This window comes from Alkalihalobacillus sp. NPDC127517 (assembly GCF_050276055.1).
In the GTDB taxonomy this organism is placed as follows: domain Bacteria; phylum Bacillota; class Bacilli; order Bacillales; family Bacillaceae_D; genus Alkalicoccobacillus.
Map to the genome: position 1 here is coordinate 1 of NZ_JBNNQX010000010.1, position 26,914 is coordinate 26,914.

At 40.3% G+C, this 26,914-nt stretch carries 25 protein-coding genes; 24 read left to right on the plus strand and 1 reads right to left on the minus strand.

Annotated elements, in window-relative coordinates:
- Positions 1-346: 346 nt before the first annotated feature.
- A complete protein-coding gene (locus tag ACQKKO_RS14310; RefSeq protein ID WP_498648308.1) occupies positions 347-1,639 on the minus strand; it encodes an IS110 family RNA-guided transposase in 1,293 nt (430 codons plus the stop codon).
- Between the two features lie 467 nt (positions 1,640-2,106).
- Here ACQKKO_RS14310 and ACQKKO_RS14315 point away from each other — a divergent pair, with 467 nt between their 5' ends.
- The 24 genes from ACQKKO_RS14315 (at position 2,107) to hslU (ending at position 26,887) form a co-directional block, all read left to right on the plus strand.
- Positions 2,107-2,520 carry a nuclear transport factor 2 family protein gene (locus tag ACQKKO_RS14315; protein WP_498648310.1) on the plus strand — a complete coding sequence of 138 codons (414 nt, stop codon included), beginning with the start codon at positions 2,107-2,109 and terminating at the stop codon, positions 2,518-2,520.
- Positions 2,521-2,566: 46 nt separating this feature from the next.
- Positions 2,567-2,980: a nuclear transport factor 2 family protein gene (locus tag ACQKKO_RS14320; RefSeq protein ID WP_498648312.1), complete on the plus strand. Its 414-nt coding sequence runs from the start codon at positions 2,567-2,569 to the stop codon at positions 2,978-2,980.
- A gap of 79 nt (positions 2,981-3,059) precedes the next feature.
- On the plus strand, positions 3,060-3,554 hold the full coding sequence (locus tag ACQKKO_RS14325) for a DinB family protein (RefSeq protein WP_498648314.1): 495 nt from the start codon (positions 3,060-3,062) through the stop codon (positions 3,552-3,554).
- Between the two features lie 285 nt (positions 3,555-3,839).
- Positions 3,840-4,295 carry a PTS sugar transporter subunit IIA gene (locus ACQKKO_RS14330; RefSeq protein ID WP_498648316.1) on the plus strand — a complete coding sequence of 152 codons (456 nt, stop codon included), beginning with the start codon at positions 3,840-3,842 and terminating at the stop codon, positions 4,293-4,295.
- A gap of 2 nt (positions 4,296-4,297) precedes the next feature.
- Positions 4,298-4,621 (plus strand): PTS fructose transporter subunit IIB, encoded by a 324-nt coding sequence (locus ACQKKO_RS14335; RefSeq protein ID WP_498648319.1) that lies wholly within the window; start codon positions 4,298-4,300, stop codon positions 4,619-4,621.
- A gap of 17 nt (positions 4,622-4,638) precedes the next feature.
- A complete protein-coding gene (locus tag ACQKKO_RS14340) occupies positions 4,639-5,760 on the plus strand; it encodes a PTS fructose transporter subunit IIC (RefSeq protein ID WP_498648321.1) in 1,122 nt (373 codons plus the stop codon).
- A gap of 41 nt (positions 5,761-5,801) precedes the next feature.
- The gene (mngB, locus tag ACQKKO_RS14345) at positions 5,802-8,438 is read left to right on the plus strand and encodes a mannosylglycerate hydrolase (protein ID WP_498648323.1); all 2,637 of its coding nucleotides are present in this window, start codon (positions 5,802-5,804) and stop codon (positions 8,436-8,438) included.
- A gap of 131 nt (positions 8,439-8,569) precedes the next feature.
- On the plus strand, positions 8,570-10,522 hold the full coding sequence (locus tag ACQKKO_RS14350) for a BglG family transcription antiterminator (RefSeq protein ID WP_498648325.1): 1,953 nt from the start codon (positions 8,570-8,572) through the stop codon (positions 10,520-10,522).
- A gap of 32 nt (positions 10,523-10,554) precedes the next feature.
- The gene (locus ACQKKO_RS14355) at positions 10,555-11,424 is read left to right on the plus strand and encodes an ROK family protein (RefSeq protein ID WP_498648326.1); all 870 of its coding nucleotides are present in this window, start codon (positions 10,555-10,557) and stop codon (positions 11,422-11,424) included.
- Positions 11,425-11,452: 28 nt separating this feature from the next.
- Positions 11,453-12,412 carry a mannose-6-phosphate isomerase, class I gene (gene manA / locus ACQKKO_RS14360; protein WP_498648328.1) on the plus strand — a complete coding sequence of 320 codons (960 nt, stop codon included), beginning with the start codon at positions 11,453-11,455 and terminating at the stop codon, positions 12,410-12,412.
- Positions 12,413-12,700: 288 nt separating this feature from the next.
- Positions 12,701-13,258 (plus strand): signal peptidase I, encoded by a 558-nt coding sequence (gene lepB / locus ACQKKO_RS14365; RefSeq protein WP_498648330.1) that lies wholly within the window; start codon positions 12,701-12,703, stop codon positions 13,256-13,258.
- An 8-nt stretch (positions 13,259-13,266) separates the two neighbouring features.
- Positions 13,267-14,133, plus strand: coding sequence for a ribosome biogenesis GTPase YlqF (ylqF, locus tag ACQKKO_RS14370; RefSeq protein ID WP_498648332.1), 867 nt, complete (start codon positions 13,267-13,269; stop codon positions 14,131-14,133).
- Positions 14,134-14,205: 72 nt separating this feature from the next.
- A complete protein-coding gene (rnhB, locus tag ACQKKO_RS14375; RefSeq protein ID WP_498648333.1) occupies positions 14,206-14,979 on the plus strand; it encodes a ribonuclease HII in 774 nt (257 codons plus the stop codon).
- A gap of 24 nt (positions 14,980-15,003) precedes the next feature.
- Positions 15,004-16,569 (plus strand): hypothetical protein, encoded by a 1,566-nt coding sequence (locus ACQKKO_RS14380; protein ID WP_498648334.1) that lies wholly within the window; start codon positions 15,004-15,006, stop codon positions 16,567-16,569.
- The gene (locus tag ACQKKO_RS14385) at positions 16,566-16,850 is read left to right on the plus strand and encodes an EscU/YscU/HrcU family type III secretion system export apparatus switch protein (RefSeq protein ID WP_498648336.1); all 285 of its coding nucleotides are present in this window, start codon (positions 16,566-16,568) and stop codon (positions 16,848-16,850) included. The genes ACQKKO_RS14380 and ACQKKO_RS14385 overlap by 4 nt, the downstream gene beginning before the upstream one ends.
- 26 nt (positions 16,851-16,876) lie before the next feature.
- A complete protein-coding gene (locus ACQKKO_RS14390; protein ID WP_498648338.1) occupies positions 16,877-17,062 on the plus strand; it encodes a hypothetical protein in 186 nt (61 codons plus the stop codon).
- A 141-nt stretch (positions 17,063-17,203) separates the two neighbouring features.
- The gene (gene sucC, locus ACQKKO_RS14395) at positions 17,204-18,364 is read left to right on the plus strand and encodes an ADP-forming succinate--CoA ligase subunit beta (protein WP_203087247.1); all 1,161 of its coding nucleotides are present in this window, start codon (positions 17,204-17,206) and stop codon (positions 18,362-18,364) included.
- A gap of 19 nt (positions 18,365-18,383) precedes the next feature.
- On the plus strand, positions 18,384-19,298 hold the full coding sequence (sucD, locus tag ACQKKO_RS14400) for a succinate--CoA ligase subunit alpha (RefSeq protein ID WP_498648340.1): 915 nt from the start codon (positions 18,384-18,386) through the stop codon (positions 19,296-19,298).
- Positions 19,299-19,472: 174 nt separating this feature from the next.
- Positions 19,473-20,303 (plus strand): DNA-processing protein DprA, encoded by an 831-nt coding sequence (gene dprA / locus ACQKKO_RS14405; RefSeq protein WP_498648342.1) that lies wholly within the window; start codon positions 19,473-19,475, stop codon positions 20,301-20,303.
- 142 nt (positions 20,304-20,445) lie between these two features.
- The gene (gene topA / locus ACQKKO_RS14410) at positions 20,446-22,521 is read left to right on the plus strand and encodes a type I DNA topoisomerase (protein WP_498648344.1); all 2,076 of its coding nucleotides are present in this window, start codon (positions 20,446-20,448) and stop codon (positions 22,519-22,521) included.
- 109 nt (positions 22,522-22,630) lie between these two features.
- Entirely contained in the window at positions 22,631-23,938 is a 1,308-nt protein-coding gene (trmFO, locus tag ACQKKO_RS14415) for an FADH(2)-oxidizing methylenetetrahydrofolate--tRNA-(uracil(54)-C(5))-methyltransferase TrmFO (RefSeq protein WP_498648346.1), read from the plus strand.
- A 61-nt stretch (positions 23,939-23,999) separates the two neighbouring features.
- Entirely contained in the window at positions 24,000-24,908 is a 909-nt protein-coding gene (gene xerC / locus ACQKKO_RS14420) for a tyrosine recombinase XerC (protein WP_498648348.1), read from the plus strand.
- A 22-nt stretch (positions 24,909-24,930) separates the two neighbouring features.
- Positions 24,931-25,473 (plus strand): ATP-dependent protease subunit HslV, encoded by a 543-nt coding sequence (gene hslV / locus ACQKKO_RS14425; protein WP_498648350.1) that lies wholly within the window; start codon positions 24,931-24,933, stop codon positions 25,471-25,473.
- Between the two features lie 19 nt (positions 25,474-25,492).
- A complete protein-coding gene (gene hslU / locus ACQKKO_RS14430; protein WP_498648353.1) occupies positions 25,493-26,887 on the plus strand; it encodes an ATP-dependent protease ATPase subunit HslU in 1,395 nt (464 codons plus the stop codon).
- The last annotated feature ends 27 nt before the right edge of the window (positions 26,888-26,914 follow it).

Sequence of the window (26,914 nt, forward strand, 5' to 3'; positions counted from 1 at the left end):
ACTCCCTCCGAAAAAGTTAATGTATCAATGGTTTTAAGGTTTTTAAAGAGATAAAAATATTTTTTATGAATCAATCAATATCATCATCATTCCATATAAGGATGAAAAAGGGAACGGAGCTCACGCTACGCTTGAGGATGAAGGGAATATCATCCAGTTAGAAGTATGAGGTGCATCGTTGAGCTCTGCTCTTCTTATGATGGACGTACCCTCCCATGTCTCTTGGCGTCATGCGCTCACGTTCCTTCGTTGGGTCTCTTCATAAGGCAGAGTTGGTTTTTTGCTCCTACATAGACTCTAGGTCAATTGTCTCGATCAACCATAACTCCTGACACCATGTTGTACCTTATGAAGCAAGGGCTGCTGAAGACTGAAGAAGAGGGCTATCTCTTCTCATTCGTTCGGCATCAAAGGCCATCTTATGATGGCTTAATCCCCAGAACACTTTTAATAGCTTACTACCAAGTACGACCAAAGCTTCTTTTTTCTTGAGCGGGTTGTCATCTCTAGAAATGTAATGCACATATAGATCTCGAAACGCCTGGTTATTGTGAACAAGTGTAAGAGTCGCTCGAAAAAGAAGAGCACGTAAATGGCGCCTACCTCGCTTAGAGAGTTTCTTTCGACCTTTGTGCTGTCCTGAAGAATTCTCACGTAAAGTCAATCCCGCTAATTTTATGAGTTGGCGTGGATGTTGATAAGCCGTGAGAGGTCCTGCTTCAGCTAAGAGTTCACAAACCATATCTTCACTAATTCCTGGTATAGAGATCAAATGCTCATACGCATCAAGTTCTTGAGCGAGTTCTTGCATTAATACCTTTGTTTCCTCCAAAGACTGACAGACTTGTTCGTACTGAGAGATGAGCCATTGAATCTTCTGTTTGGCAAATGTCGTTCCTTCCGTTAGTCCTATCGACTGAGAAGCAAGTGAGTGTACTTCCACGATCTTCTTACGTGATGGGCATCGGAATGCCTCTTTGTCTTTGAGGATCTTTAGAAAGGCATCGACCTCTAGGTCGATCCATTGTTCAGGCAAGGGAACGTACTTTAGAATCCCTACAACGGTCTTTCCAATGTCTTTAAATGCTTGTCCAATTAATTCAGGAAAATATCGATCCATCCATTGAATGATTTTATTTGATAATCGGGCTTTCTCTTTCTTCAGATGGTTGCGGTGAGCCGATCCTTCTCGTAGCTCAGCCTCAATACCAGTTAACACACGAGGATAGGTAAAATACCCTTGAGAGACCATTCTGGCAATCACACGAGAATCCTTCTGGTCATTTTTAGTCTGCAGGTTATCCTCAAATTCTTTTGCACGATTAACGTGCAATGGGTTCACCATCACGTAAAGAATCTCATGTTTACTTAGAAATTCAGCGAGATTCATCCAATAGTGTCCTGTTGGTTCAAAGCCGATGATCACATCTGTCTTTTGATGTTCTTGTTTAAACGTCTCTACCTTCTCGAGGAACTGATGAAACCCTTCAATAGACTGTAAAACAGGGAAGGGTTTCTCTAGTTCTCGCCCCCGGTCGTCAAATACACAAGCAAAGTGTTTAAATTTAGCAATATCAATTCCAATCACTAATGTATCTCTTTGGACTTGATCTAGTTTTTCATTCCGGTTATGCTTCAAAGTGAGTCCTCCTTTGATGTTTTGTGTGATTACTTGCATCTTAACGGAGGACTTTTTTTGTGTAAATAGGTCAAAAGAAAACCCACAGGAATGCTCCTACGGAACAGAACGCGGTGAAGACACTGTAGCGGCGCTTTTCCCGCGAAAGGGGCTGAGGCCGTTCTTGGGTGCGAGGGATTCTCCTGTAGCGGTTATTAAGCTGTGTTCGTGTTTTGCTATCCGTATACATATTGCTCGGCCTCTTTTTTTCGTAGCAACCATTTTATATCTAGTTATTCTTCGCTCTTTAATTTAGTAGTGGCACGGTGCAGCAATCAATCAAAAAGAAAAAGAAAATAAATAACTTAAAATTATACAGACCTGTCTGTTTAATGATTTTTGTAAGGAGCATTAAATTGAAAAATTGAAGAAGATGGCTTTCTAGCATGTATCAAATGTGCTTATAAAATAAAAAAGGATGATGAGATATGAGCAAAGACATTCGCCCACCTTTTACACTCGAAACGGCTCTGGCAAAAGTTAAATTTGCGGAAGATGCTTGGAATTCACAAGATCCAGAACGCGTAGCTATGGGGTACTCCTTAGATTCCAACTGGCGTAATCGTACGGAGTTTTTCACAGGGCGAGAAGCAATTAAAACGTTCTTAACGAACAAGTGGAACAAAGAAGCAGAGTATAAACTGAGAAAAGAACTTTGGTGTTATTCTGACAATCGTATTGCGGTGCTCTTTGAGTACGAATACCGGAATATAAAGACAGGGAAATGGATGAGGTGTCATGGGAATGAGTATTGGGAATTTGGTGAAGATGGCTTAATGAAAAGACGCGATATGTCTGGAAACGAATATCCCATCGATGAAGCAGACCGAACGTTTAAGTAACAATGAAGGATGAACCTACATTTAAAATTTGAAAGGAAGATATAAAATGAGTACAGATATTCGCCCACCATTTACGTTAGAAACGGCTTTGGCAAAAGTTAAATTTGCGGAAGATGCTTGGAATTCACAAGATCCAGAACGAGTATCTATGGGATATTCCTTAGACTCCAACTGGCGTAACCGTACGGATTTCTTAAAAGGTCGAGAAGCGATAAAAACGTTTCTGTCTAATAAATGGGAGAGAGAGCTTAACTACAAACTGATGAAAGAGCTTTGGTGCCACACTGATAATCGGATTGCTGTTCGATTTGAATACGAATACCAAGATGCAGAAACGGGCCAATGGATGCGATGCCACGGTAATGAGCTTTGGGAGTTTGCTGAGGACGGTCTGATGAAGCGACGCGACATGTCTGGAAATGATTATCCGATTAAGGAAGCGGATCGTCGTTACAAATGATCTGAAGGAATTCAAAAGAAATAAACGGATTTGGTGTGCTTTGTAAAGATCGTAATCTTACTAAATTGGAGGAAAGAAAATGACCAACTTTATCATAGATCAATTAGAATTTACACGTCGACAAACACTGAGGTATGTTAACGACATCAGTGATTCGACGGCAGAGAAAATCCCGACTGGGTTAAGAAATAATATTAAGTGGAATCTAGGTCATATTTATGTCGTTCATGAAAAGTTTGCATTTAGCTTAACTAATCATCAAACGTATGTACCTTCTAATTTTAATCAGTTATTTGATCCTGGAACGAAGCCTTCTGACTGGACTCAGAAAGATCCATCAATGGCTGAATTAATTGATTTATTATCAGAACAAAATGTTAGGATTAAATCTATACTTACAAGTAATATTAAAGAAGATATTAATCCGCACTATCACTCTGCTTCTTCAGGGCTTACCTTTAAAACAGTAGAGGATGTGTTGACCTTCTCCATCTACCATGAAGCGATGCACTTTGCGACAATAAAGAATATCTTAAGCATATTGAATCATGACGCCGAGCAAAGAAATAGTTAACTTGGTTACTGTGTATGAAAAGCAGATATTTACCAAATTGAATTGAAATTTATAGAAATGTATTAACTGAAGAAAAGTAACTTATGTATATTAAAAACAAAAAGAGAGGATTTTATCCTCTCTTTTTTGTGCTTTAAAGTCAGGTTCTAGCCAGTAATTACGTACGTTTTCATGCTATCGTTCACTTTTTGCCAACTTAATTGGATAAACTCTGTATTAAGCATTAAATGAAACCGTTTTATACTTACAATTGTAAGCGATAACAACGGAAAGGGGAGAAATAGATTGCTTTTAAAGGACAACCAGATTTTTTTAGAGATCGAATTAGGCAATCGAGATGATGTCTTACATCTCATTTCCCAGAAGGCGCAGGAATTAGGTATAACGGATGATCAGGAGCAACTGCTGGCAGATTTAATTAGTAGAGAGAATACGTATTCTACGGCTTTTCAAGAAGGGATCGCCATACCTCACGCGAAGAGCGCGGCAGTGAAAAGAGCCGCTCTGATCTTTATAAAAATGAAAGAAAAAATTGATTGGCAATCACCTGACCAATTTAAAGTAGAAAACATATTCGCCATCCTTGTTCCAAATGTAGAGGCGGGAACAAGACATTTGCAAATCTTGTCTGCTTTAGCGGGTCAATTAATGGAGGAAGAGTTCCAAGAACGCTTAGCTACCATTCAATCGAAAGACGATGTATTAGAGTTATTAAACAGTGTTGAGAGAGAGGTCGTGTAAAGATGAAATTTGTAGGAGTGACTGCGTGTATCGCTGGATTGGCACATACGCCAATGGCAGCGAAAGCACTTGAAAAGGCCGGAGCAAAGCTCGGTCATGACGTGAAAATGGAACAGCAAGGGGCACTTGGGCTTGTTAATGAAGTCACAGCAGAGGATGTACAAGATGCAGATGCTGTCATTATTGCTGCTGATAAAGCCATTGAGGGTGAAGATCGTTTTAAAGGCAAACCGGTTGTTCGTATTAAGCTTGGACAAGCGGTATCGAATGGCGAGGCTGTAATTGAGAAGATTGTACAAGCATTAGAAAAAAGAAAACAGTCCTAATACAGGAGGAAAAGAATATGAAATCGCAAGCCGCAGAATTTAAAAAACATCTAATGACAGGAATTTCATATGTTCTTCCAGTTATCATTGCTGGTTCTTTAGTGGTTGCTGTCGCTAAAATTATTGCCTTTCTAGCAGGTTATACAGATTTAGGTGAGTTTGCTGAATCAGGGGGCTTCCTCCATTACGTTTACCTGTTTGAACAAGTAGGCTGGACGGCCATTGGTTTGTTGAACATTGTACTCGCTGCCTTTATTGCCTTCTCGATTGCTGGTAGGCCGGCACTTGCAGCTGCGCTAGTTGGTGGAGCATTAGCCACTTCCACAAATGCAGGGTTTTTAGGCGCCGTAGTAGCTGGTTTCTTCGCAGGTTGGGTAACAAATTGGGTGAAAAATAAGATTGTCATCGGTGGGTCTCTAGCAACCGCAGTCCCGCTCATCATCTTACCTTTAATTACGGTTGGAGCAACCGGTATTCTAATGTCACTTGTTCTTGGTGGCCCACTTGGCTGGGTGAATACAGCCTTACTTGAATGGATTACATCAATGACTCAAAGCAATGTAAACAACGTAGTCCTTGCATTAGTACTTGGTGCGATGATTGCATTTGATATGGGTGGCCCAGTCAATAAGGCTGCTTGGATGGCTGGTAACGCATTACTTATGAGTGGAATTTACTTACCTGCAATCATTGTTAACATCGCGATTTGTATCCCGCCACTTGGTTATGGACTTGCTACGATGATTAAGAAAAGAAATTTCTCTCCGGAGCTGAAAGAATCAGGAAAAGGTTCATTTGTAATGGGAATTATCGGAATCACAGAGGGTGCCATTCCTTTTACACTTAAAAGTCCATTTAAGCTCATTCCATTAAATGTAGTGGCAGGAGCAACGGGTGCTGCTGTAGCGATTTTACTTGGTGCGCACGATATTATGCCTCCAGTTGGTGGTGTGTATGGATTCTTTACGGTCGGTAATGGTTGGGCATATGTCGCTGGAATTCTAGTTGGTGCACTGATCATTGCGATTGGTTCAAATCTATTAGTTGATTTCCGCGAAGAAAAAAGCGTGGTTAAAGCTGAAAAAGCAGAGACAAAAAATGATGAACTGGATGAACTTGAGATCGAATTTGATCATTAATTAAACAAACTCGCTCTCACGCGAAAAAGGAGTTTTACGTTATGAAAAAAACAAAAGTACATGTTATTCCACATACACACTGGGATAGAGAGTGGTATTTTACATCTTCACGTTCAACCGTTTACCTGGTTAAACATTTGAGTGAGGTACTCGATGCATTAGAGAGTAATGAAGGATTTAATTACTATTTGATGGATGCTCAAACGTCGTTAATAGAAGATTATCTTAAGTATCGTCCTGAGGATGAAGACCGGATTAAAGCATTAGTTAAAGCGAAGCGTCTGATGACTGGACCTTGGTACACGCAAACCGATCAGTTAGTGATCTCACAGGAATCTGTGACTCGTAACTTATTATATGGAACAAGGTATGCAAAAGAGTTAGGTCACTCAATGGAAATTGGGTATGTACCGGATGCATTTGGTCAAGGCGGAAACATGCCGCAAATTTATAAAAACTTTGGCATCAACCGTTTTCTATTCTGGAGAGGAGTTGCTGATAATCGTCTGAAGCAAACGGAGTTTACGTGGGAAGGCGATGACGGTACACAGATGCTTTCAAACCAAATTCCATTTGGCTATTATCACGGCGGAAACATTCCAGAGGATGTAGAAGATATCGGTCCATATATTGAAGATTTTATTGGACGACTTGAGGCTAAGGCTTCAACGAAACATGTGTATTTCCCGAATGGTCTGGACCAAGCACCACTGAGAAAGAATTTACCAGAGATTATTCATACGTTTAATGAGCTAGACGAAAAAAGAGAATACGTTCTTCATTCTCCAGAGACATTTTTTGATGAACTAGAAGGTGACGTTGCAGATCTGCCTGTCATTAAAGGGGAATTAACAGAAGGAAAACACAGTCGACTTCATAAATCTATTTTCTCTACTCGCGCTGATCTAAAGCAATCAAACAATGAAATCGAGAATTTCCTTGCAAATGTACTAGAACCGATTCTTTCAATAAGTTATTCTCTAGGGAATCCGTACCCGCACCGTGAGCTAGAAGAGATTTGGAAGCTAATGTTTGAGAATGCTGCACACGATAGTATTGGTGGATGTAACAGTGATACAACAAACCGAGATGTTGGATATCGTTATAAACTTGCTGATGAGAAGTCTAAAAATCTTCTTGATCTGCATATGCGATTGGTTTCGGAACGGATTCCGTATCAGCATGATTTGAACTTTACGTTATTTAATCCACTTCCTTATAAACGATCTGGTGTGGTGAAGGTCGCACTTTATATTCCTGAAGAAAACTTCTCTATAAAAGATTATAATGGGAATAAGATCCCTTACTCGGTTGAGAAGAAGGTTGAATTAACGGATTATGTTTTAAAACAAACCATTCATCTGAATCCAAGTAAGAAAATCTATACACCTGAAAAAGTGTTCTTAGCTGAAATTCTTTTGTACGTAACGAATGTAAATGGGCTCGGATATGACAGTTTTTACCTTGAGCTAGAGGGAAATGAGCAGCAACAAGCGACAAACGTCTCTTCAAAAAAACAGATTGAAAACGAGTTCTTTGAAATCAGTCTATCAGAAAATAATACACTAACGATCACAGATAAACTAGGTAATAAAACGTACCATGATCAGCTTATTTTTGTTGAGAACGGGGATGACGGAGACTCATACAACTACTCACCGCCACGTGAAGACTTATTAGTGTACTCAACAGATGCAGAATGTGTACAAGCAGAGTACGTAGCATCTGAAGTTGAAGAGCATCTTGAATTCACGTTAAAAATGAATGTTCCTTATAACTTAGAGGAACGAGCGAAAAAGAAAGCAGATCGTGAGTTTGTGTTAAAAGCGAAAGTAGCTCTTAGAAAAAACGAGGAACTCATTCGTGTTGAAGTAGATATGAATAATCAGGTATTAAGTCATCGTTTATGTGTTCAATTCAACACTGAAATTGCTAGCAAATTTTCAACTGCTGATCAACTGTTTGGAACAGTGACTCGACCTGTTTATTTGCCTGAAATGGCCGTGTGGGAAGAAGAGAAGTGGGAAGAGGCGCCAATTTCAATTGAACCGATGCAAAGCTTTGTATCGCTTCATGATTCAACAAGTGTGGCCACTGTTTTCACAGAGGGTGTGCGAGAGTACGAAATTGTTGGTGAATCGTTTGACACCATTCAGCTAACGCTGTTTAGAACGTTTAGTCACATGGGGAAAACGGATCTGTTGTATCGACCAGGCAGAGCTTCTGGGGAAACGATTGTTGAAACACCAGATGCACAGCTACTTGGCAACCTGAAAGCAACCTTTGCCTATAGCATCAAGAACCAAACGACGTTTGATAAAGCGGAAATTGCGAGAGTTGCGAAGGAATACCTATCCCCAATGGCTTACTACCAGTTCTCTGATTTCTTAAATGGACGAATGATCTATGTGTATCGTGATGAAGAAAAAACAAATGAGCGTTCGTACAGCTTGTTCCAACTAGAAAACATGGATTCAGTAATAAGTGCGATTAAAAAAGCTGAAGATAGTGATCACTACATTGTGCGTGTGTTTAACCCATTTACAGAAAAAGCATCAACGATTGATGAAACATTAAAAGAGAATGGTCAGTTCGTCATGCTCGATGAAACCACACAAGCAGAGAAAGTAAAATCGTTAAAACCATACCAATTCAGCACCATCTTAATTGGAAAATAAGGAAGTTACCTGAGTTCCACCTACTTTGTTTGAGTAGGTGGACATTCTTTCATAAAGAATAGGGCAACTATAAGGCAATGGTTTTAGGTATGGTTTAAATGTTGTGAGACTGATCTCTAAGGAAGACAACGATGAACGTGCATCATGGAGAGGAGAGTCCAATGTTTGCTGATCACCGCAAAAACAAACTATTTACCCTTATAGAAAAAAATGAAGCAACGCTAAGTAGCGAACAAATAGCGGAATATCTTTCTGTTTCTGATCGGACCGTACGAAAAGAAATAAAGGATATGAACGAAATTTGCTGCCAACATGGTTTTCTTATTAAGAATTTACGAGGCAAAGGATTTTATTTTGAAGTGACAGCCCCAGAGCCGTTTCAATTCTTTAAACAAGGAATTTCTTCATCACCCTTATACTTTGACATTCACTCAAAGGAAGGACGAATGAAGCAATGTATTTACAGCTTATTGTATGAAAAGGATTATATAAGTTTAGAAGAGTTAGCAGAAAAACTATTTGTTAGTCGCACTACACTAAGTTCCGAATTAAACAGTGTACGCTCATTTATCCAAGATAATGGGCTAACCCTTCACTCGAAAGTTGGTAAAGGGTTCTATATTCAAGGGGAAGAAATTCAAAAACGTGAGGCCCTATTCTCTTTGATTGATAATCATATCGACTATACTCAAATTGAAACGTATTTTGAATGGAAGAAGCAAAAAAAGGATGTTGTTACTCTTCAACAGAAACTGCCTCCTTTATTTCATAGTGCACATCTATATTTTACTGATGAGAATCTAAACAACTTTATTTATTATCTTGTTATCATGGCGGATCGCACGGCGAACCACTTTTATATAGAGGATGGTCATAAGCAGTCGGACGTCTCGTGTGAGTTGAAGCAAGTCATTCATCCATTGGTCACAATTGCAGAGAATCTTTTTTCAATGACGATGTCCGAACCGGAAGTTTCCTACCTTTCTGTCCAGTTAAAAAGCAAAGTCATTAGTAAGACTGCACCTGACACATCTTCACAAAGCTTACTAATTGACTACATTAACGCGTTCTTAAATAAAATCAATGAAAATTATTATTACTATCTGACACAGGATGAGCAACTAAAGCATGATTTAAAAAGTCATATCCAATCAATGCTGTATCGCGCAGAAAATAATATTCGAGTTAGGAACCCAATGGAAGAACACATTAAAAAATACTTTCCACTTGCGTACGAATTAACTTTGTATGCGGTTCGCTCGATCAAAGAAGAGTTCTCCTACGATATTAATTTAGGAGAGGTGGCTTATTTAGCTCTTCACATTGGTGCTTCACTAGAACGCAATTATCAAGTAAAATATGAACGTCATAACTCTTGTTTAATTGTATGTGGATCGGGTTTTGGAACAGCGCGAATTATTGAATCAACAATTAAACGTGCTATTCCTCACTTATTTATAACGAAGACGATTTCTGCTCAAAAGTATCATACGTTGCCTTATATTGAGGAAGACGTGGTCATTACTTCGGTGAAGATAGAAGAGAAAAATAAACCAATCTTTAAAATCGAGACACTACCATCGAAAAAAGAAATGATTGAGTTAGATAAGAAAATTACTCAAGAGCTAAGTGATACACAAGATTTGTTATTAAAATATTTCTCACCGAAACTGTTTTTTAAGCAATCATTTAAAACGAAGGAAGAAGCGATTCGAGTCCTGACTGAAGCTATGGAAAAAGAAAAGGTCATTCAACATCAAACTGAATTTACAGAAGCGATCTTTAAACGAGAAGAGCTGGGGTCAACGTTAATTGGTGAAGGTGTAGCCATTCCTCATCCACTTAATTTGCTTTCCCTTCGTACTCAAATTGGTATTGCGATCTCAGATACGCCAATTGAATGGGGCAACGGACAAACCACTCGATTGATCTTCTTACTTGCCATAAGTAAAGAAGATTATGAAGAGGCTATGGGGATTTATGATTTCATCGTCGAAGTGATTAGAGAGAATTTATCAGATGTGCTTTGTTCAGCTAAAAGCTTTACTGAATTTATGCTAAGAGCAAAGCTAATCTATGAATGAGCTAGTTAACTAATGAGTAGGGAGAGTGTAGCATGTTAGCAGCAATTGAAGCTGGTGGTACAAAGTTTGTTTGTGCAGTTGGAGATAAAACGGGGAAAATCGTTGAGAAAGTAACGATTCCAACAACGATTCCATCTGAAACGATGCAAGAAGTCATTGCTTTTTTCAAAAAATATCAAGTGTCGGCGATGGGGGTTGGCTCATTTGGGCCGGTCGATATTGACCAAGATAGTTCAAGCTATGGTAGCATCACATCTACACCGAAAACAGCTTGGAAACACTATCCGATCGTACAAGAGTTAAAAAAAGAGTTCCTCATCCCAATAGGATTTAATACAGACGTAAATGCAGCTGCATTAGGAGAAGCTACGCTTGGCGCTGCGAAAGGGCTTGATAGCTGTTTATACATTACAGTAGGAACAGGGATAGGAGCAGGAGCAGTGGTGCAAGGAAATCTACTTCAAGGTCTCACGCACCCCGAGATGGGACATATTCTTATTCGTAAACACCCAAATGATTTATTTGAAGGCGTTTGTCCTTTCCATAAGGACTGTCTTGAAGGCCTAGCTGCGGGGCCAGCCATCGAAAAACGGTGGGGACAAAAAGGTAGTGAATTAACGAATAAAGAGGAAGTATGGGAACTTGAAGGGTATTATCTCGCTCAAGCAATGATGCAATACCTACTCATTCTCTCTCCTAAAAAAATAATTTTGGGTGGAGGAGTCAGTCATCAAGAGGCTGTATTTAAAGCCATTAGAAAGCACTTACCTGAGATGCTTGGAGATTATATTGAACTGCCTGAGTTAACTAGCTACATTGTAAGGCCGGGACTTGGAGATCAAGCAGGAATTACTGGTGCCCTAATGTTAGCGCATAGAGCTCTACATGAACAAATGGTTTAATTGATCGAGATATTTTTGGAGGATGATTATGACTAAACACGAACCACTTTTTTTAAAGCCCGTTTTACAAGAACGTATTTGGGGCGGAACAAAGCTTCAAACTGAATTTGGATATACGATTCCCTCAGACCAAACTGGTGAAGCCTGGGTCATCTCAGCTCACCCACATGGAGTTAGTGTCGTTGAGAATGGAACGTATGCAGGGAGATCACTAAAGGACTTGTGGGAGCGCGAAGGAAAGCTATTTAATAAACAAACGACTACTACAGAAGAATATCCATTGTTAATTAAGCTTTTAGATGCTGCGGAGGATTTATCTGTTCAAGTTCATCCAAACGATGAGTTTGCTAGAACCGTAGAAGATGTGCCATTTGGAAAAACGGAATGCTGGTATGTAGTGAGTGCTGAAGAAGATTCGGAGTTAATTCTCGGACACCATGCACAAAGCGAAGAGGAACTCGCTCAATTGATGGGTTCAAAAGAATGGGACAAGCTTCTCAGAAGAGTAAAGGTTCAAGCGGGTGATTTTGTTCATGTGCCAAGTGGAACCATTCATGCGATCGGTGCAGGCATTGTTATTCTTGAAACCCAACAAAGCTCAGATATTACTTACCGAGTATATGATTATGATCGTACGGATGCAAACGGGAACGAACGAGAATTGCATGTAGACCGCTCGCTTGAAGTAACGACGGTACCTCACGTGGATGCAACTTGTACAAAAGAAGAGAAAACCATTCAAGGACTTACGGAAACAAAATTAGTAGAAGATCCGTACTTTACGGTGTATCATTGGAAGCTCCAAGGCGATGCCACTCTGTCATTAACATCAGACTTCTTGCAAGTAAGTGTGATTGAAGGCGGTGCCTTAGTAAAAGTAGATGATGTCGACTATCCAATCAGTAAAGGACAACATTTTATTTTACCATATGGAGTGACAACGTATTCCATTCATGGACAAGCGGAATGTATTGTTTCACATACGTAGATTAGTAGAGGGTGGACATAACATAAATCACTCACAGTGTCTTCACCACGTACATTTCCGTAGGAGTGTCGGGTTCACACCCGCTCATTTTGCATAAAAACAATTGGCGAATGATTCGATCGGTGAATCATTCGCCATTTTTGCTTTTATTTTTAGTTATGGCCCAGGCTCTTTTTTGTCTAAATTAAATTGGTTTGTACTCGTCATTACTATTCAAAGGGCGAATATGATAAAATAAGACTATTAAGACTGTATACGAAAGTCTAGTGCCCGTTGGAGGTTCTGTCCATGGAAAAAAAACGATCAGAGTCTTGGGAATGGGTTAAAGCCATTGCGATTGCACTCTTGCTAGCATTTGTGATCCGAACCTTCATGTTTGCATCTGTTGTTGTTGATGGAGAGTCCATGCAACCAACACTAGAGCCGGATGATAAATTGATTGTCAATAAAATTGGGTTACAGCTGAGTGAACCAGAACGTTTTGATATTATTGTTTTTCATGCTCCAGGAGGAAACGATTATATTAAGCGAATCATTGGGTTACCAGGAGAAGAGATTGAATATAGAGATGATACCTTATATGTCAATCAAGAACCTGTTGCTGAACCATTTCTTGATGAGATGAAACAGCATTACGAGGGAGAAATTTTGACCGGTGATTTTACATTAGAAGAGCTACCGCACGCGCTTGGCTCTGTTGTACCGGAGGATTCCTACTTTGTAATGGGAGATAATCGTAGACGAAGTAAGGATAGTCGTGACATTGGGGCTATCCATAAAGAAAATATGATTGGTGGAGCGAGTCTTACGTTTTGGCCAATCCGCAATATTAAAATGACTGAGTAGGTGTTTACATGACAATTCAATGGTACCCTGGCCACATGGCAAAGGCACGCCGAGAAGTAACAGAAAAACTAAAATACATTGATGTGGTAATCGAATTATTAGATGCTCGTGCCCCGCTTTCATCTAGAAACCCAGTAATTGATGAATTAGCAGAAGGAAAGCCTCGATTAATCCTCTTAAATAAGACCGATTTAGCTGATCCCAGTGTGACAAAAGCATGGACTTCCTATTTCAAAGAAAATGGAGCCTCTGTTATCTCAATTAACTCACAAAATGGTCAAGGCACGGAACGAATTGAAGCGGCTTGTCGAGAACTTGCTAAGCCTTTATTTGAGAGATGGCAATCAAAAGGAATGAAACCACGTGCCATTCGTGTGGTGATACTTGGTATTCCGAACGTTGGAAAGTCTACTTTGATCAACAGACTTGCGTCTAAACGGACCGCAAATGTAGGAGATCGACCGGGTATTACAAAAAAACAACAATGGATTAAAATTGGCACATCACTAGAGTTATTGGATACACCAGGAATTCTATGGCCAAAATTTGAGGATCAACTAACGGGCTACCGCTTAGCTGCAACGGGTGCCATCAAAGATGAGCTTCTTGATTTTCAAGACATCGCTTTATTTGTACTGACCTATTTAAAAAAGGAATACCCAACATTAATTCAAGCGCGTTATAAAGTGGACGAGCTACCTGAGGATAATGTTGAGTTATTTGATCTAATTGGAGAGAAACGCGGATTTCTTCAAAAACGAGGGTATATTGACTATGATAAAACGGCTGAAACAGTTTTGCGAGAGCTGCGAGCTGGGATGATCGGAGCCATTACCCTTGAAAAACCATCAGACATAGAAGCGAAAACCGTTTAAGGAGAAAGCTCTTTAAGCGGTTTTTCCCTTTACGACTTCATAGATAGAGACGATATAAGTAGGAGAGACATCATGTTAAATGAATCAATATCAACTATAAAAAAACGATTAGAAGAAGCATCTCATTCTGAGCTTGAAGGTTACTTAGATGTGATTAAAGAGGATAAACGTAAAGGCGTTCAACTCTTAATTGAACAAGTGAGACGCAAACAAGAAAAGATTAAGCAAGCCTTGCAGCAGCATGAAGACATACAAACATACGAACGAGAGCTTCAACATAAAGGCTACGATGCAATTGCTGGGATTGATGAGGCTGGACGGGGTCCCATCGCAGGTCCAGTTGTTGCCGCTGCAGTTGTTTTACCGAAGGCGCATTCCTTAGTGGGATTAACCGATTCAAAAAAGCTCTCAAAGAAGCAGCGTGAATTTTTCTATGACGAAATTAAGAAACAAGCGATTGCTTTTTCAATACAAGAAATTGATGTAGAAACAATCGATGAGTTTAACATCTACCAAGCCTCAAAACAGGCTATGAAGCTTGCCGTTGAAGGGTTAACAACTGAACCAGACTATTTATTAGTAGATGCCATGCATATCCCTCTAGACATAGAGCAGACCTCTTTAATTAAAGGAGATCAAAAAAGCCTTAGTATTGCAGCGGCTTCAGTACTTGCCAAGGTTACTCGAGATCAAATCATGAGCAATTGGGATCAGACGTATCCAGGCTACGGATTCAGTGCTCATTCGGGTTATGGTACGCCGACTCATTTAGAAGCAATGAAAAAACAAGGTGTTACACCTATACATAGAAAGTCCTTTCAGCCAGTAAAGGATTTGTTAGGGTAGAACTACAAAAGGAGAGAAGACGTGATGGTTCAGAATGTTTCACAGGTTGGGAATCTACTTCAAAATCGTGAGAGTCTTCTCTCGCTTAAACCGGGTCAGCTTTTTTCAGGAAAGATCTTAAAGCATTATCCAGATCAGTTGGCAGCTCTATCGATTCGTGGAACAACCGTTGTAGCTAAGCTTGAGACGATGGTGAACGCAGGAAGCTCCTATTGGTTTTTAGTAAAAGAAGGACAAGGTGTGCCGAAACTCCAAGTGGTGCAACCTGATCAGGCAGCTGCAAAGGCTGAGACGTTAGGAATGAATTCATCAAAGCTTGCGACGAATAAAGAGGGTCAAATGCTCCTGCAAGAATTAAAGTTAACCGGCACTCCATTTACAAGAGATCAGTTAAAAGATGGAGCACAGCTATTAAAGGACCCTGCTATTTCACGTCAAATGGGAATCGATACCATTCGAACAATGATCCAACAGCAGCTTCCATTAACAAAAGGTGTATTTCAATCATTAGCCACCTTCGCGCAGTCTCCTCAGCTATCTGAGAGCCTGACTAACCTTGAGACAAAGCTTTCAGCTTCATCATCCAATCAATCCTCACAATTGATGCAAGCCTTACTTAGTCGGACGGATGGACCTAGTACTCAATCTCCTGTTGATCAGATTTTAAAGACCCTACTTAATCAGACTGCTAGCCCAGCTGATAAACAAACAGCAATGAGTATTTTAACCAAGCTTCAATGGCCTGGTTTAGCACCAAGTGGGTCCATTGATTCGTTTCTTACTAAGTGGTTGCCAACTGATGTATCGCAGGATGCCTCTTTAATTAAGCAATCATTTCTTTCTGAAAATGATCAAGCAATGATCCATCGAAATTGGGCAAGGGTCATTAATCAGCCTTTTACTGTTACGGAACGTGCACTCATCCAAACAGCCGTGAAAGAATCTGTATTGCCACAAGTGGTTGTGAATGGAAAGCAAACGACATTTGCAAATCAGCTTCTCCAACTTGTTCAATTAGTTGGTTACCAAGACGAGGCAACTTTGGTTCATCAGCCACCTACACCATCTATTAAGAGTCTCCTTGTACAATTAATGGGGGAAGGCCACTCTTCAGACATTCGCGCGCACGCAGAACGAGTTCTTCATACTATAACTGGTCACCAAATTCAATCGCTGCCTACAGATCCAGCTTTTGTACAAACGATCCTTTCACTACCGATCAAATTAGACGAATGGAAAACAGATTTAATGATTCAATGGCAGGGTAAGAAGCGAGAAGATGCAACGATTGATCCAGAGAACTGTCGTCTACTCTTTTTCCTTGAATTAGAGCGTTTAAAAGAGACAATGGTCCAAGTAACGATTCAAAAGAAAATTGTTCATGTGACGGTGACTAATCAGCACGATCGACCAGATGCGTTGGTTGCAATGCTTGAGCCGGTTGTAAAACAAAGTCTTGAAAAGTTGGACTATCAGTTCACATCTATTTCATGGAAAAAGTGGGCAGTGGAGACGGAAGTATCTGCCAATCGTACGTTTAGCTCTTCACACATACAAGAATCATATCAAGGGATGGATATTCGAATATGAATAAAGAAAATCAAAAAGCAATTGCCTTGCAGTATCAACAAGATCAGATGAAGGCTCCTACTGTTGTTGCAAAGGGTGTGGGAAAAACAGCAGCTGAGATGATTAGAATTGCAAAATCCTCACATGTTCCCATCCAAGAAGACGAAACACTTGTCGAATTACTAAGCCAGTTGACGATTAATGAAACCATTCCATCGGAGTTATATGAAGTCGTTGCTGAGCTTTTTGCTTTTATCTACCGGATCGATAGGAATCAAGAACCTCAATCTGAGGAAGACTGAAATCAAACAATTGATGAGGTGATGAAATGAGCAATCAAAAGAGAACAAACCGCGCAAATTCAGAGGAAATGGGAAGTGAATTTGGTCTATTTCCATCAACTCAAGAAACCGATGCCAAAGAAGCTATGAGTAGACTTTTTACTAAGAAAACAGAATCAAAAGATGAAAAAGAAAAGCAAGAAGAGAGAAAATCGACAAATTCAAAAAAATAATCACCTGTTTTTTCAAATTATTGCGATTTGCTTCCCACAAGCATGAAAAAAATGCTAAGATAGAATAGAATTTCACCCAGGTTGTGGTGAAAATCTGAAAGGCATGCAAACGCATGCAATCGACAGGAGGCAGGAGAGAGAATGAATATCCATGAGTATCAAGGGAAAGAGCTTCTTCGCCAATATGGCGTAGCAGTTCCGAACGGCAAGGTTGCGTTCTCTGTAGAAGAAGCTGTTTCTGCAGCGAAGGATTTAGGCTCTAGCGTATCTGTTGTGAAAGCACAGATCCATGCAGGTGGCCGTGGTAAGGCTGGTGGAGTAAAGGTCGCTAAGAATCTCGATGAAGTACGTACATACGCAGAAGAGATTTTGGGAAAGGTTCTTGTTACTCACCAAACTGGTCCTGAAGGCAAAGAAGTTAAGCGCTTACTTGTTGAAGAAGGCTGCGACATTAAGAATGAGTACTACATCGGACTCGTTTTAGATCGTGCAACATCAAGCGTTGTTATGATGGCTTCTGAAGAAGGCGGAACGGAAATTGAAGAAGTGGCTGAGGCTACACCTGAAAAAATCTTCAAGGAAGTAATTGATCCGGCTGTAGGTCTTCAAGGCTTCCAAGCTCGTCGTCTTGCTTTCAACATTAATATACCTAAAGAACTTGTTGGTCAAGCTGTTAAGTTTATGCTTGGTCTATACAAAGTCTTTGTTGAAAAAGATTGCTCCATTGCAGAAATTAACCCGCTCGTTACAACTGGCGATGGCAAAGTAATGGCTCTGGACGCTAAAATGAATTTTGACTCAAATGCTCTATATAGACAAAAAGATATTCTTGAATTCCGTGATTTGGAAGAAGAGGATGTAAAAGAAATCGAAGCATCTAAACATGATCTAAGCTATATTTCTTTAGATGGAAATATTGGTTGCATGGTTAATGGTGCAGGACTTGCAATGGCTACAATGGATATCATCAAGCATTACAGTGGTGATCCAGCTAACTTCCTAGATGTAGGTGGTGGCGCAACAGCTGAAAAAGTAACGGAAGCATTCAAAATCATACTATCTGATACGAATGTTAAAGGGATCTTTGTTAATATCTTTGGCGGAATCATGAAGTGTGACATTATCGCTGAAGGTGTTATTGCAGCCACAAAAGAAGTGGGTCTTGAAATTCCATTAGTTGTTCGTTTAGAAGGAACAAATGTTGAACTTGGTAAGAAGATTCTTAAAGAATCTGGTTTAAATATCACCGCTGCAGATTCAATGGCTGATGGTGCACAAAAAATCGTAGCTCTAGTGAAATAGAAAGGCGGGACGTGGAGACATGAGTATCCTCATTAATAAAGATACAAAAGTACTTGTTCAAGGTATTACAGGAGCAACAGGTCTTTTTCATACAAAACAAGCCGTTGAATACGGTACAAATGTTGTAGGTGGAGTAACACCTGGTAAGGGTGGAACGGAAATTGAAGGCATTCCAGTATTTAATACTGTAGAAGAAGCTGTTCGTGCAACAGGAGCAAATGCTTCAGTGATCTACGTACCACCTGCATTCGCAGCAGATGCGATTATGGAAGCAGCTGACGCAGGCATTGAGCTAGCGATTTGTATTACGGAAGGTATTCCAGTACTTGATATGGTAGATGTAAAACGTTACCTAGAAGGTAAGAATACTCGCCTAATTGGACCGAACTGCCCTGGTGTCATTACACCTGACGAATGTAAGATTGGTATTATGCCAGGATACATCCACAAAAAGGGTCATGTGGGTGTTGTTTCAAGATCTGGTACGTTAACGTACGAAGCGGTTCATCAGCTATCTACTGCAGGTATTGGTCAATCTTCAGCTGTAGGAATCGGTGGGGACCCTGTTAACGGAACAGACTTTATCGACACTCTTAAACTATTTAATGAAGATCCAGATACGTATGCTGTCATCATGATTGGTGAAATTGGCGGAACAGCTGAAGAAGAAGCGGCTGAATGGGTTAAGGCAAATATGACGAAACCTGTAGTCGGTTTTATCGGCGGGAAAACAGCTCCTCCAGGTAAGCGTATGGGCCATGCCGGTGCGATCATCTCTGGTGGTAAAGGTACAGCTTCTGAGAAGATCAAAACTCTTGAAAGCTGCGGAATTAAAGTAGCTGCAACACCATCTGATATGGGTGATACACTTGTTGCTGCACTTAAAGAAAATAACCTTCTTGAAGCGTGTACAACACACGAAGCAACGAAGTAATTGTTCGATAATCAAATAAGAAATTGACCGAATAGGGGCAAGAGAACTGAACGTTTATTTGTTTAATTCTCACTCCCTATCGGTCTATTTTGCTATCAATCTTTAATAGAAAGGAAGGGATGAACACTGCCTGATTTTAGAACCCGTTTAATCCACCTTCACAGCTGTAGAGGAATGACTTGGTCCAAGCTATCTCAGCTATTGTTAAAAGATCCTTCACTTACACGCATCTTCTCTATGACCCTCAAGCAACTCTCTTCATTATTTCACCCAGCTCTTACACACCCTCAAGTGTTTTATCATGACCTTCATCGGCACTCACCAGAAGTCACGCTGTATCAATACTCCCAACACGATATACACGCCATCAGCTTTGTAGATCAAGAATATCCCTTACAGTTAAAGCAAATCTACGACCCACCTTGGGTGATCTTAGCGAAGGGTGACAAACAGCTACTTCACACACCAAAACCACTCGGTGTAGTAGGAACAAGAAAAGCAACCGAACTTGGTCTAAAAAGCATACAAACATTATTTCCTCGTATAGTTCAAGAAGGTTTTGTGATTGTCAGTGGGATGGCAAAAGGAATTGATCGTCTTGCTCATATTGAAGCAATCAAACAGAATGGTAAGACCATAGCGGTTATGGGATCGGGTTTTCAATTCATTTACCCAAAAGAAAATCTCGTACTTTATGAACATCTTGTGACTGAGCATTTGGTTATCACTGAGTATCCCCCGTCGACATCTCCACAAAAATGGCAATTTCCCGCACGAAATCGAATCATCAGTGGGTTATCTAAAGGTTTACTAGTGATTGAAGCAGCTGAGCGTAGTGGCTCATTAATTAGCGCAGATCAAGCCCTTGAACAAGGAAGAGATGTGTTTGCAGCTCCTGGCCCTCTTTTTTCTCCTTTATCTAAAGGAACAAATCGTTTAATTCAACAAGGTGCAAAGCTAGTCTTAACTGCAGAAGATATTATAGAAGAATATGAAGCAGAGTAAGAAAAAAGAAATTAGAAATGGTTGAAATAAACCGAAATGATGGCAAAAAAAGACTTAAAACCTTTTTCTTATGTTTGACAAATAGCAAATGTGTGTTTAATAATGAGGGAGATTTCATTTATAGACGAGAGGGAGTGGCTATATGGCCGATTATTTAGTAATCGTGGAATCTCCCGCCAAAGCAAAGACCATTGGTAAGTACTTAGGAAAAAAGTATATTGTTAAAGCGTCAATGGGACATGTAAGGGATTTACCAAAAAGTCAGATGGGTGTTGATGTATCCAATGACTTTGAACCAAGGTATATTACGATTCGTGGAAAAGGACCCGTTTTAAAAGATTTAAAGACAGCAGCTAAAAAAGTGAAAAAAGTTTATCTTGCAGCTGACCCCGACAGAGAAGGGGAAGCCATTGCTTGGCATTTGGCTCATAGCTTAGATATAGATGAACATTCTGATTGTCGTGTCGTATTTAATGAAATTACTAAACAAGCGATAAAAGACGCATTTAAAACACCTCGTCCGATCAATATGGACTTAGTAGATGCACAGCAAGCCCGACGTATTCTTGATCGACTCGTTGGTTATAACATTAGTCCATTATTATGGAAGAAAGTGAAAAAAGGATTAAGTGCAGGAAGAGTTCAGTCTGTTGCTGTAAAAATGATCATTGATCGTGAGAAAGAAATTCAAGCGTTTAAACCGGAAGAATACTGGAGTATCCCGGGGAAATTTCTTTTAAACAAGGATGAATTTGAAGCAAAGTTTTACGGAGTAGATGGTAAGAAGAAAGAACTTGGATCTGAACAAGAAGTAAATGAGGTACTCGCTCGACTTAAAGGGAAAAACTACGATGTTGAATCCGTTAAGAAAAAAGAACGCAAACGAAACCCAGTTGCTCCTTTCACTACGTCTTCTTTGCAACAAGAAGCTGCTAGAAAGCTGAACTTCAGAGCAAAGAAAACGATGATGATTGCCCAACAGTTATATGAAGGAATTGACTTAGGTAAGCAGGGAACGGTTGGATTGATTACGTATATGCGTACAGATTCAACACGTATTTCCGATACAGCCAAAGAAGAAACGAAGACGTATATTGAGAACACTTATGGAAAAGAGTATGTGGCTCAAGGGGCACGTAGCGTGAAAAAAGACCAGAAAACGCAGGATGCGCATGAAGCGATTCGCCCGACATCGGTTAATTACGACCCTAAGGAAATGAAAGCTTATTTATCTCGAGATCAATTAAGACTTTATAAATTAATCTGGGAGCGACTGGTATCTAGTCAAATGGCGCCAGCGATCATGGATACAATGACCGTTGATCTTAACAATAATGGTGTGTTATTCAGAGCAACTGGCTCTAAAGTGAAATTCCCAGGCTTTATGAAGGTTTATATTGAAGGGAACGATGATGGTAAGAAGGAAGAAGATAAATTGTTGCCTAACCTTGAAGAAGGTCAGACGGTCCAGCAAAAAGATCTTGATCCGACTCAGCACTTTACTCAGCCGCCACCACGTTATACTGAAGCAAGACTAGTCAAAACGATGGAAGAGCTGGGTATAGGCCGACCTTCAACGTATGCTCCTACCTTAGATACAATCCAAAGACGTGGGTACGTTGCACTCAGTGAGAAGCGATTTATTCCAACTGAACTTGGGGATATTGTGTTAGAGCTGATCGTTGACTTTTTCCCAGAGATTTTAGATGTGAAATTCACGGCTAAAATGGAAACGGATCTAGACTCCATAGAAGATGGAAAAGATCAATGGATCAAGGTTATTGACAGCTTCTATCAAGGGTTTGAGAAACGATTAAGTGTGGCAGAAGAACAAATGAAGGAAGTTGAAATTAAAGACGAACCTGCTGGTGAGACTTGTGAAAAATGCGGTTCGGAGATGGTTTATAAAATGGGCCGTTACGGCAAATTTATGGCTTGTTCAAATTTTCCTGACTGTCGCAATACAAAAGCGATCGTGAAAGATATTGGCGTGAAGTGCCCAACCTGTAAAGAGGGCAATATCGTTGAACGTAAAAGTAAAAAACGTCGAATCTTTTATGGATGTGATCGTTACCCAGAATGTGAATTTGTTTCCTGGGATAAACCCATCTCTCGCCCTTGTCCAAAATGTAGTTCACTACTTGTTGAAAAGAAATTGAAAAAAGGTGTTCAAGTGCAATGTGTTTCATGTGATTATTCTGAAAAAGATACGAACTAAATGAAGAGAACAGGGCTGTCTGAATCAAAAAAATGATTTATGCTGGACAGTCCTGTTTGGTACGTGTACTATTCTATAAGCAAGCTAGAAAAGAAAGGTGAATGTTTAGATGGAACAACCAGTTATTACGGTAATCGGCGCAGGTTTAGCGGGCAGTGAAGCTGCTTGGCAAATAGCAAAACAAGGAATTCAAGTCCACCTATACGAGATGAGACCCGTTAAGCAAACTCCGGCTCATCATACAGATAAATTTGCAGAATTGGTTTGTAGTAATTCTTTACGAGGAAATTCATTAACAAATGCTGTTGGCGTGCTAAAGGAAGAAATGAGACGACTTGACTCTGTAATCATTGCTTCTGCTGATGGAGCGGCAGTTCCAGCTGGTGGAGCTCTTGCCGTTGACAGACATGATTTTGCAGACGCGGTCACACAGAAAGTACGTAATCACCCTAACATTACAGTATTTAATGAAGAAATTGATTCGATTCCTGAAGGACCAACTATTATCGCAACCGGTCCACTCACGTCTGAAGGCTTGTCTAAAAGTCTACGCGAACTAACAGGCGAAGAATCGTTGTACTTCTATGATGCAGCCGCACCAATCATCGATGCGGAAACAATTGATCGTGACAAGGTGTACCTGAAAAGCCGTTACGATAAAGGCGAAGCGGCATACCTTAATTGCCCAATGAATGAAGAGGAATTTAATACATTTTATGAAGCCTTAATCTCAGCTGAAACCGTCCCTTTAAAAGAATTTGAGAAAGAAATATTTTTTGAAGGGTGTATGCCAATTGAAGTTCTGGCAGCTCGTGGTCCAAAAACCATGTTATTTGGTCCGATGAAGCCAGTTGGTTTAGATGATCCGAAGACAGGGAAACGTCCTTATGCAGTTGTTCAGTTAAGACAAGACAATTCATCAGGTACATTATTTAATATGGTAGGTTTCCAAACTCACTTAAAATGGGGACCTCAAAAAGAAGTCTTTCGTTTGATTCCAGGGTTAGAGCAAGCTGACTTTGTACGCTATGGTGTGATGCATCGTAATACATTCTTAAACTCACCAAAATTATTAAATCGCACGTATCAATTTAAAACGCGTGAAGATCTATTTTTTGCTGGTCAAATTACGGGGGTTGAAGGATATGTAGAGTCTGCTGCAGCTGGTATGATCGCTGGGATTAATGCAGCACGCCTTGTAAAAGGACAAGAACTACTTGTGTTTCCTGAAGAAACCATTCTTGGAGCCATGGCTGAATACATTACAACAGAAGCGAAAAAGAACTTCCAGCCGATTAATGCGAACTTTGGTTTATTAAGACCACTTGAAGAACGGATCAAATCAAAAAAAGAACGGTACGAACAGCTTGCTGAGCGTGCATTAGGTACAATTCAGAATTTTATGAAAGAAATGTGAATATCGTTGTTTTTGATTGTACTGCGTGATAGAATTTAGAAGCCTAGAAGAGGTGAGTGGTTTGGACCAGAAGCCGGAACAGCAGTGGGTTGAACTCTTTATGCGATACTTACAAATTGAGAAGGGTTGCTCACCTCATACGTTATCAAATTACGCAAGAGACATTGAAGCATTTTATCTCTTTATGAAAAAGGAAGCTGTGTCTTCGTTAAAAGACGTTACATATCCAGTGTTACGTACGTATTTAACCGTTTTGCATGAACGGAAATATGCCAAAAAAACGATTTCTCGTAAGTTATCTGCAATGCGAAGCTTCTGTCGCTTTTTAAAAAGAGAGGGTATCCTTCAGGAAAATGTATTTGCACACGCATCTCTTCCTAAAGCAGACAGCAAACTACCTCAATTCCTATACGAAGAGGAAATGCAGAAGTTGTTTGAAGGGATAAAAGGCGAACGTCCAATTGATTTACGAGACCGAGCGATCTTAGAGTTGATCTATGCTACAGGTATGCGCGTGAGCGAATGCTGCTTGTTAGAGATGAGTCATCTTGATTTTTCGCTTGGTACGGCACTTGTGTATGGGAAAGGGAAAAAAGAACGGTATGTTCCGGTAGGTTCCTATGCCATCCATGCAATTCTCCGTTATCTTGAGCAAGGAAGACCTAGCTTACAAGAAAAGAGTCCGACTCAAACGAATTTACTCTTTCTAAACTACCGAGGAAATGGATTATCGGAGCGGAGTTATCGAACCATTCTTACAAAGAGAATGGAAGAAGCTTCTTTATACCACCGAATTAGTCCCCATAAGTTAAGGCATTCATTTGCCACTCATCTCCTCAACAACGGTGCAGATCTAAGGGTAGTTCAAGACTTACTTGGACATGAACACCTCTCCACAACTCAGGTTTATACGCATGTATCTAAGGATCGTTTACGAGATGTATATATGAATCATCATCCACGTGCATAATGTTGCAAGAGGAGGTCAGAATATGGATCAATTTCATGCTACAACCATTTTCGCTGTACAGCATCAAGGGAAGTCTGCGATGTCAGGTGACGGTCAAGTCACTTTTGGGAACGCGGTGGTCATGAAGCACACAGCCAAAAAGGTCAGACGTATTTTTGGAGGCAAAGTGCTTGCGGGGTTTGCAGGTTCTGTCGCAGACGCATTCACGCTTTTCGAGAAATTTGAAGGAAAGCTGGAAGAATACAACGGCAATTTGCAGCGTGCATCAGTGGAGCTGGCTAAAGAATGGCGCAGCGATCGAGTCCTACGAAAGCTTGAAGCCATGATTATTGTGATGGATAAGGACCAAATATTACTGGTTTCAGGAACAGGTGAAGTCATTGAGCCAGATGACGGAATTTTAGCCATTGGTTCAGGTGGTAACTATGCTTTAGCTGCAGGTAGAGCTTTGAAAAAAAATGCACCTGCACTGAGTGCCAAAGAGATTGCGAAGGCTGCTTTGGAAACAGCTGGCGAGATTTGTGTGTACACCAATGATCAGATTGTGCTTGAGGAGCTTGAGTAGGCTGAAGGGAGATGAGCAATTGATGAAGGACTCATTAACACCAAGAGACATAGTTAATCGCTTAAACCAATATATCGTAGGACAAGAGGGAGCCAAAAAATCGGTTGCCATTGCCCTGCGTAACCGTTACCGTCGCAGTATGTTAACTGACAAGCTGAGAGATGAGATCACTCCGAAAAATATCTTAATGATTGGCCCGACTGGAGTCGGTAAAACAGAGATTGCTCGTAGACTCGCTAAGCTTGTTGGTGCACCTTTTGCAAAGGTAGAAGCTACTAAGTTTACTGAGGTTGGGTATGTAGGTCGTGATGTTGAGTCGATGGTACGAGATCTGGTTGATACAAGTGTCCGGCTTGTAAAAGACGAACGACTTCAAACCGTTCGTGGGCCAGCTGAAGATCTTGCAAACAAACGAATTGTTGATTTGCTGGTTCCTTCCGGGAAACGAAAATCAGCTGTTAAAAATCCGTTTGAGGCATTCTTTTCAAATGATGATACAAATGAAGAGGAGCAAGAGTCGGAAGAGGAGCTATCTCAAAAAGAGCTTAAACGAAAGATGGCTCATAAGCTAGCGCTTGGGGAGCTTGAGGATCGTTTAGTTACCATTGAGGTGTCAGAGCAAAGTCAACAAATGATGGATATGTTTCAAGGAGCAGGCATGGAGCAGATGGGTATGAACATGCAAGAAATGTTCGGAAATCTAATGCCAAAAAAGAAAAAGAAACGTAAGCTACCAGTTTCTGATGCGCGGAAGATTCTTATTGAAGAAGAGGCGCAAAAGTTAATTGATATGGATGAAGTGAATCAAGAGGCCATTCACCGTGCTGAGCAGCTAGGAATTATATTTATTGATGAGATAGACAAAGTAGCTGGAAAAAGTCAGCAGTCAGCCGATGTATCTAGAGAAGGTGTTCAACGAGACATTTTACCAATCGTTGAAGGTTCCACTGTGGTAACAAAGCACGGAGCCGTTAAAACCGATCATATTCTATTTATTGGCGCTGGAGCTTTCCACATGTCTAAGCCTTCTGATCTGATTCCGGAGCTACAAGGGCGCTTCCCGATTCGAGTGGAATTATCAAACCTTAGTGTAGATGATTTTGTGCGAATTCTATTAGAACCCGATAATGCCTTATTAAAGCAATATCAGGCTTTACTTGAAACGGAAGGTATTAAAATTACGTTTACAGACGATGCTGTTCGTAAGATCGCGGTTATCGCTTCAGAAGTAAATCAGGATACGGAAAATATCGGAGCACGTAGATTGCATACTTTACTCGAACGTCTACTTGAGGATCTATCATTTGAAGCTCCAGATATTACAATGGAGGAAATTACAATTACTCCAGAGTACGTAGATGAAAAGCTTGCATCCATTGCAAGAAACAAAGATTTAAGTCAATTTATTTTATAAAACGAACGATTCGTTGGAGGAGATTAA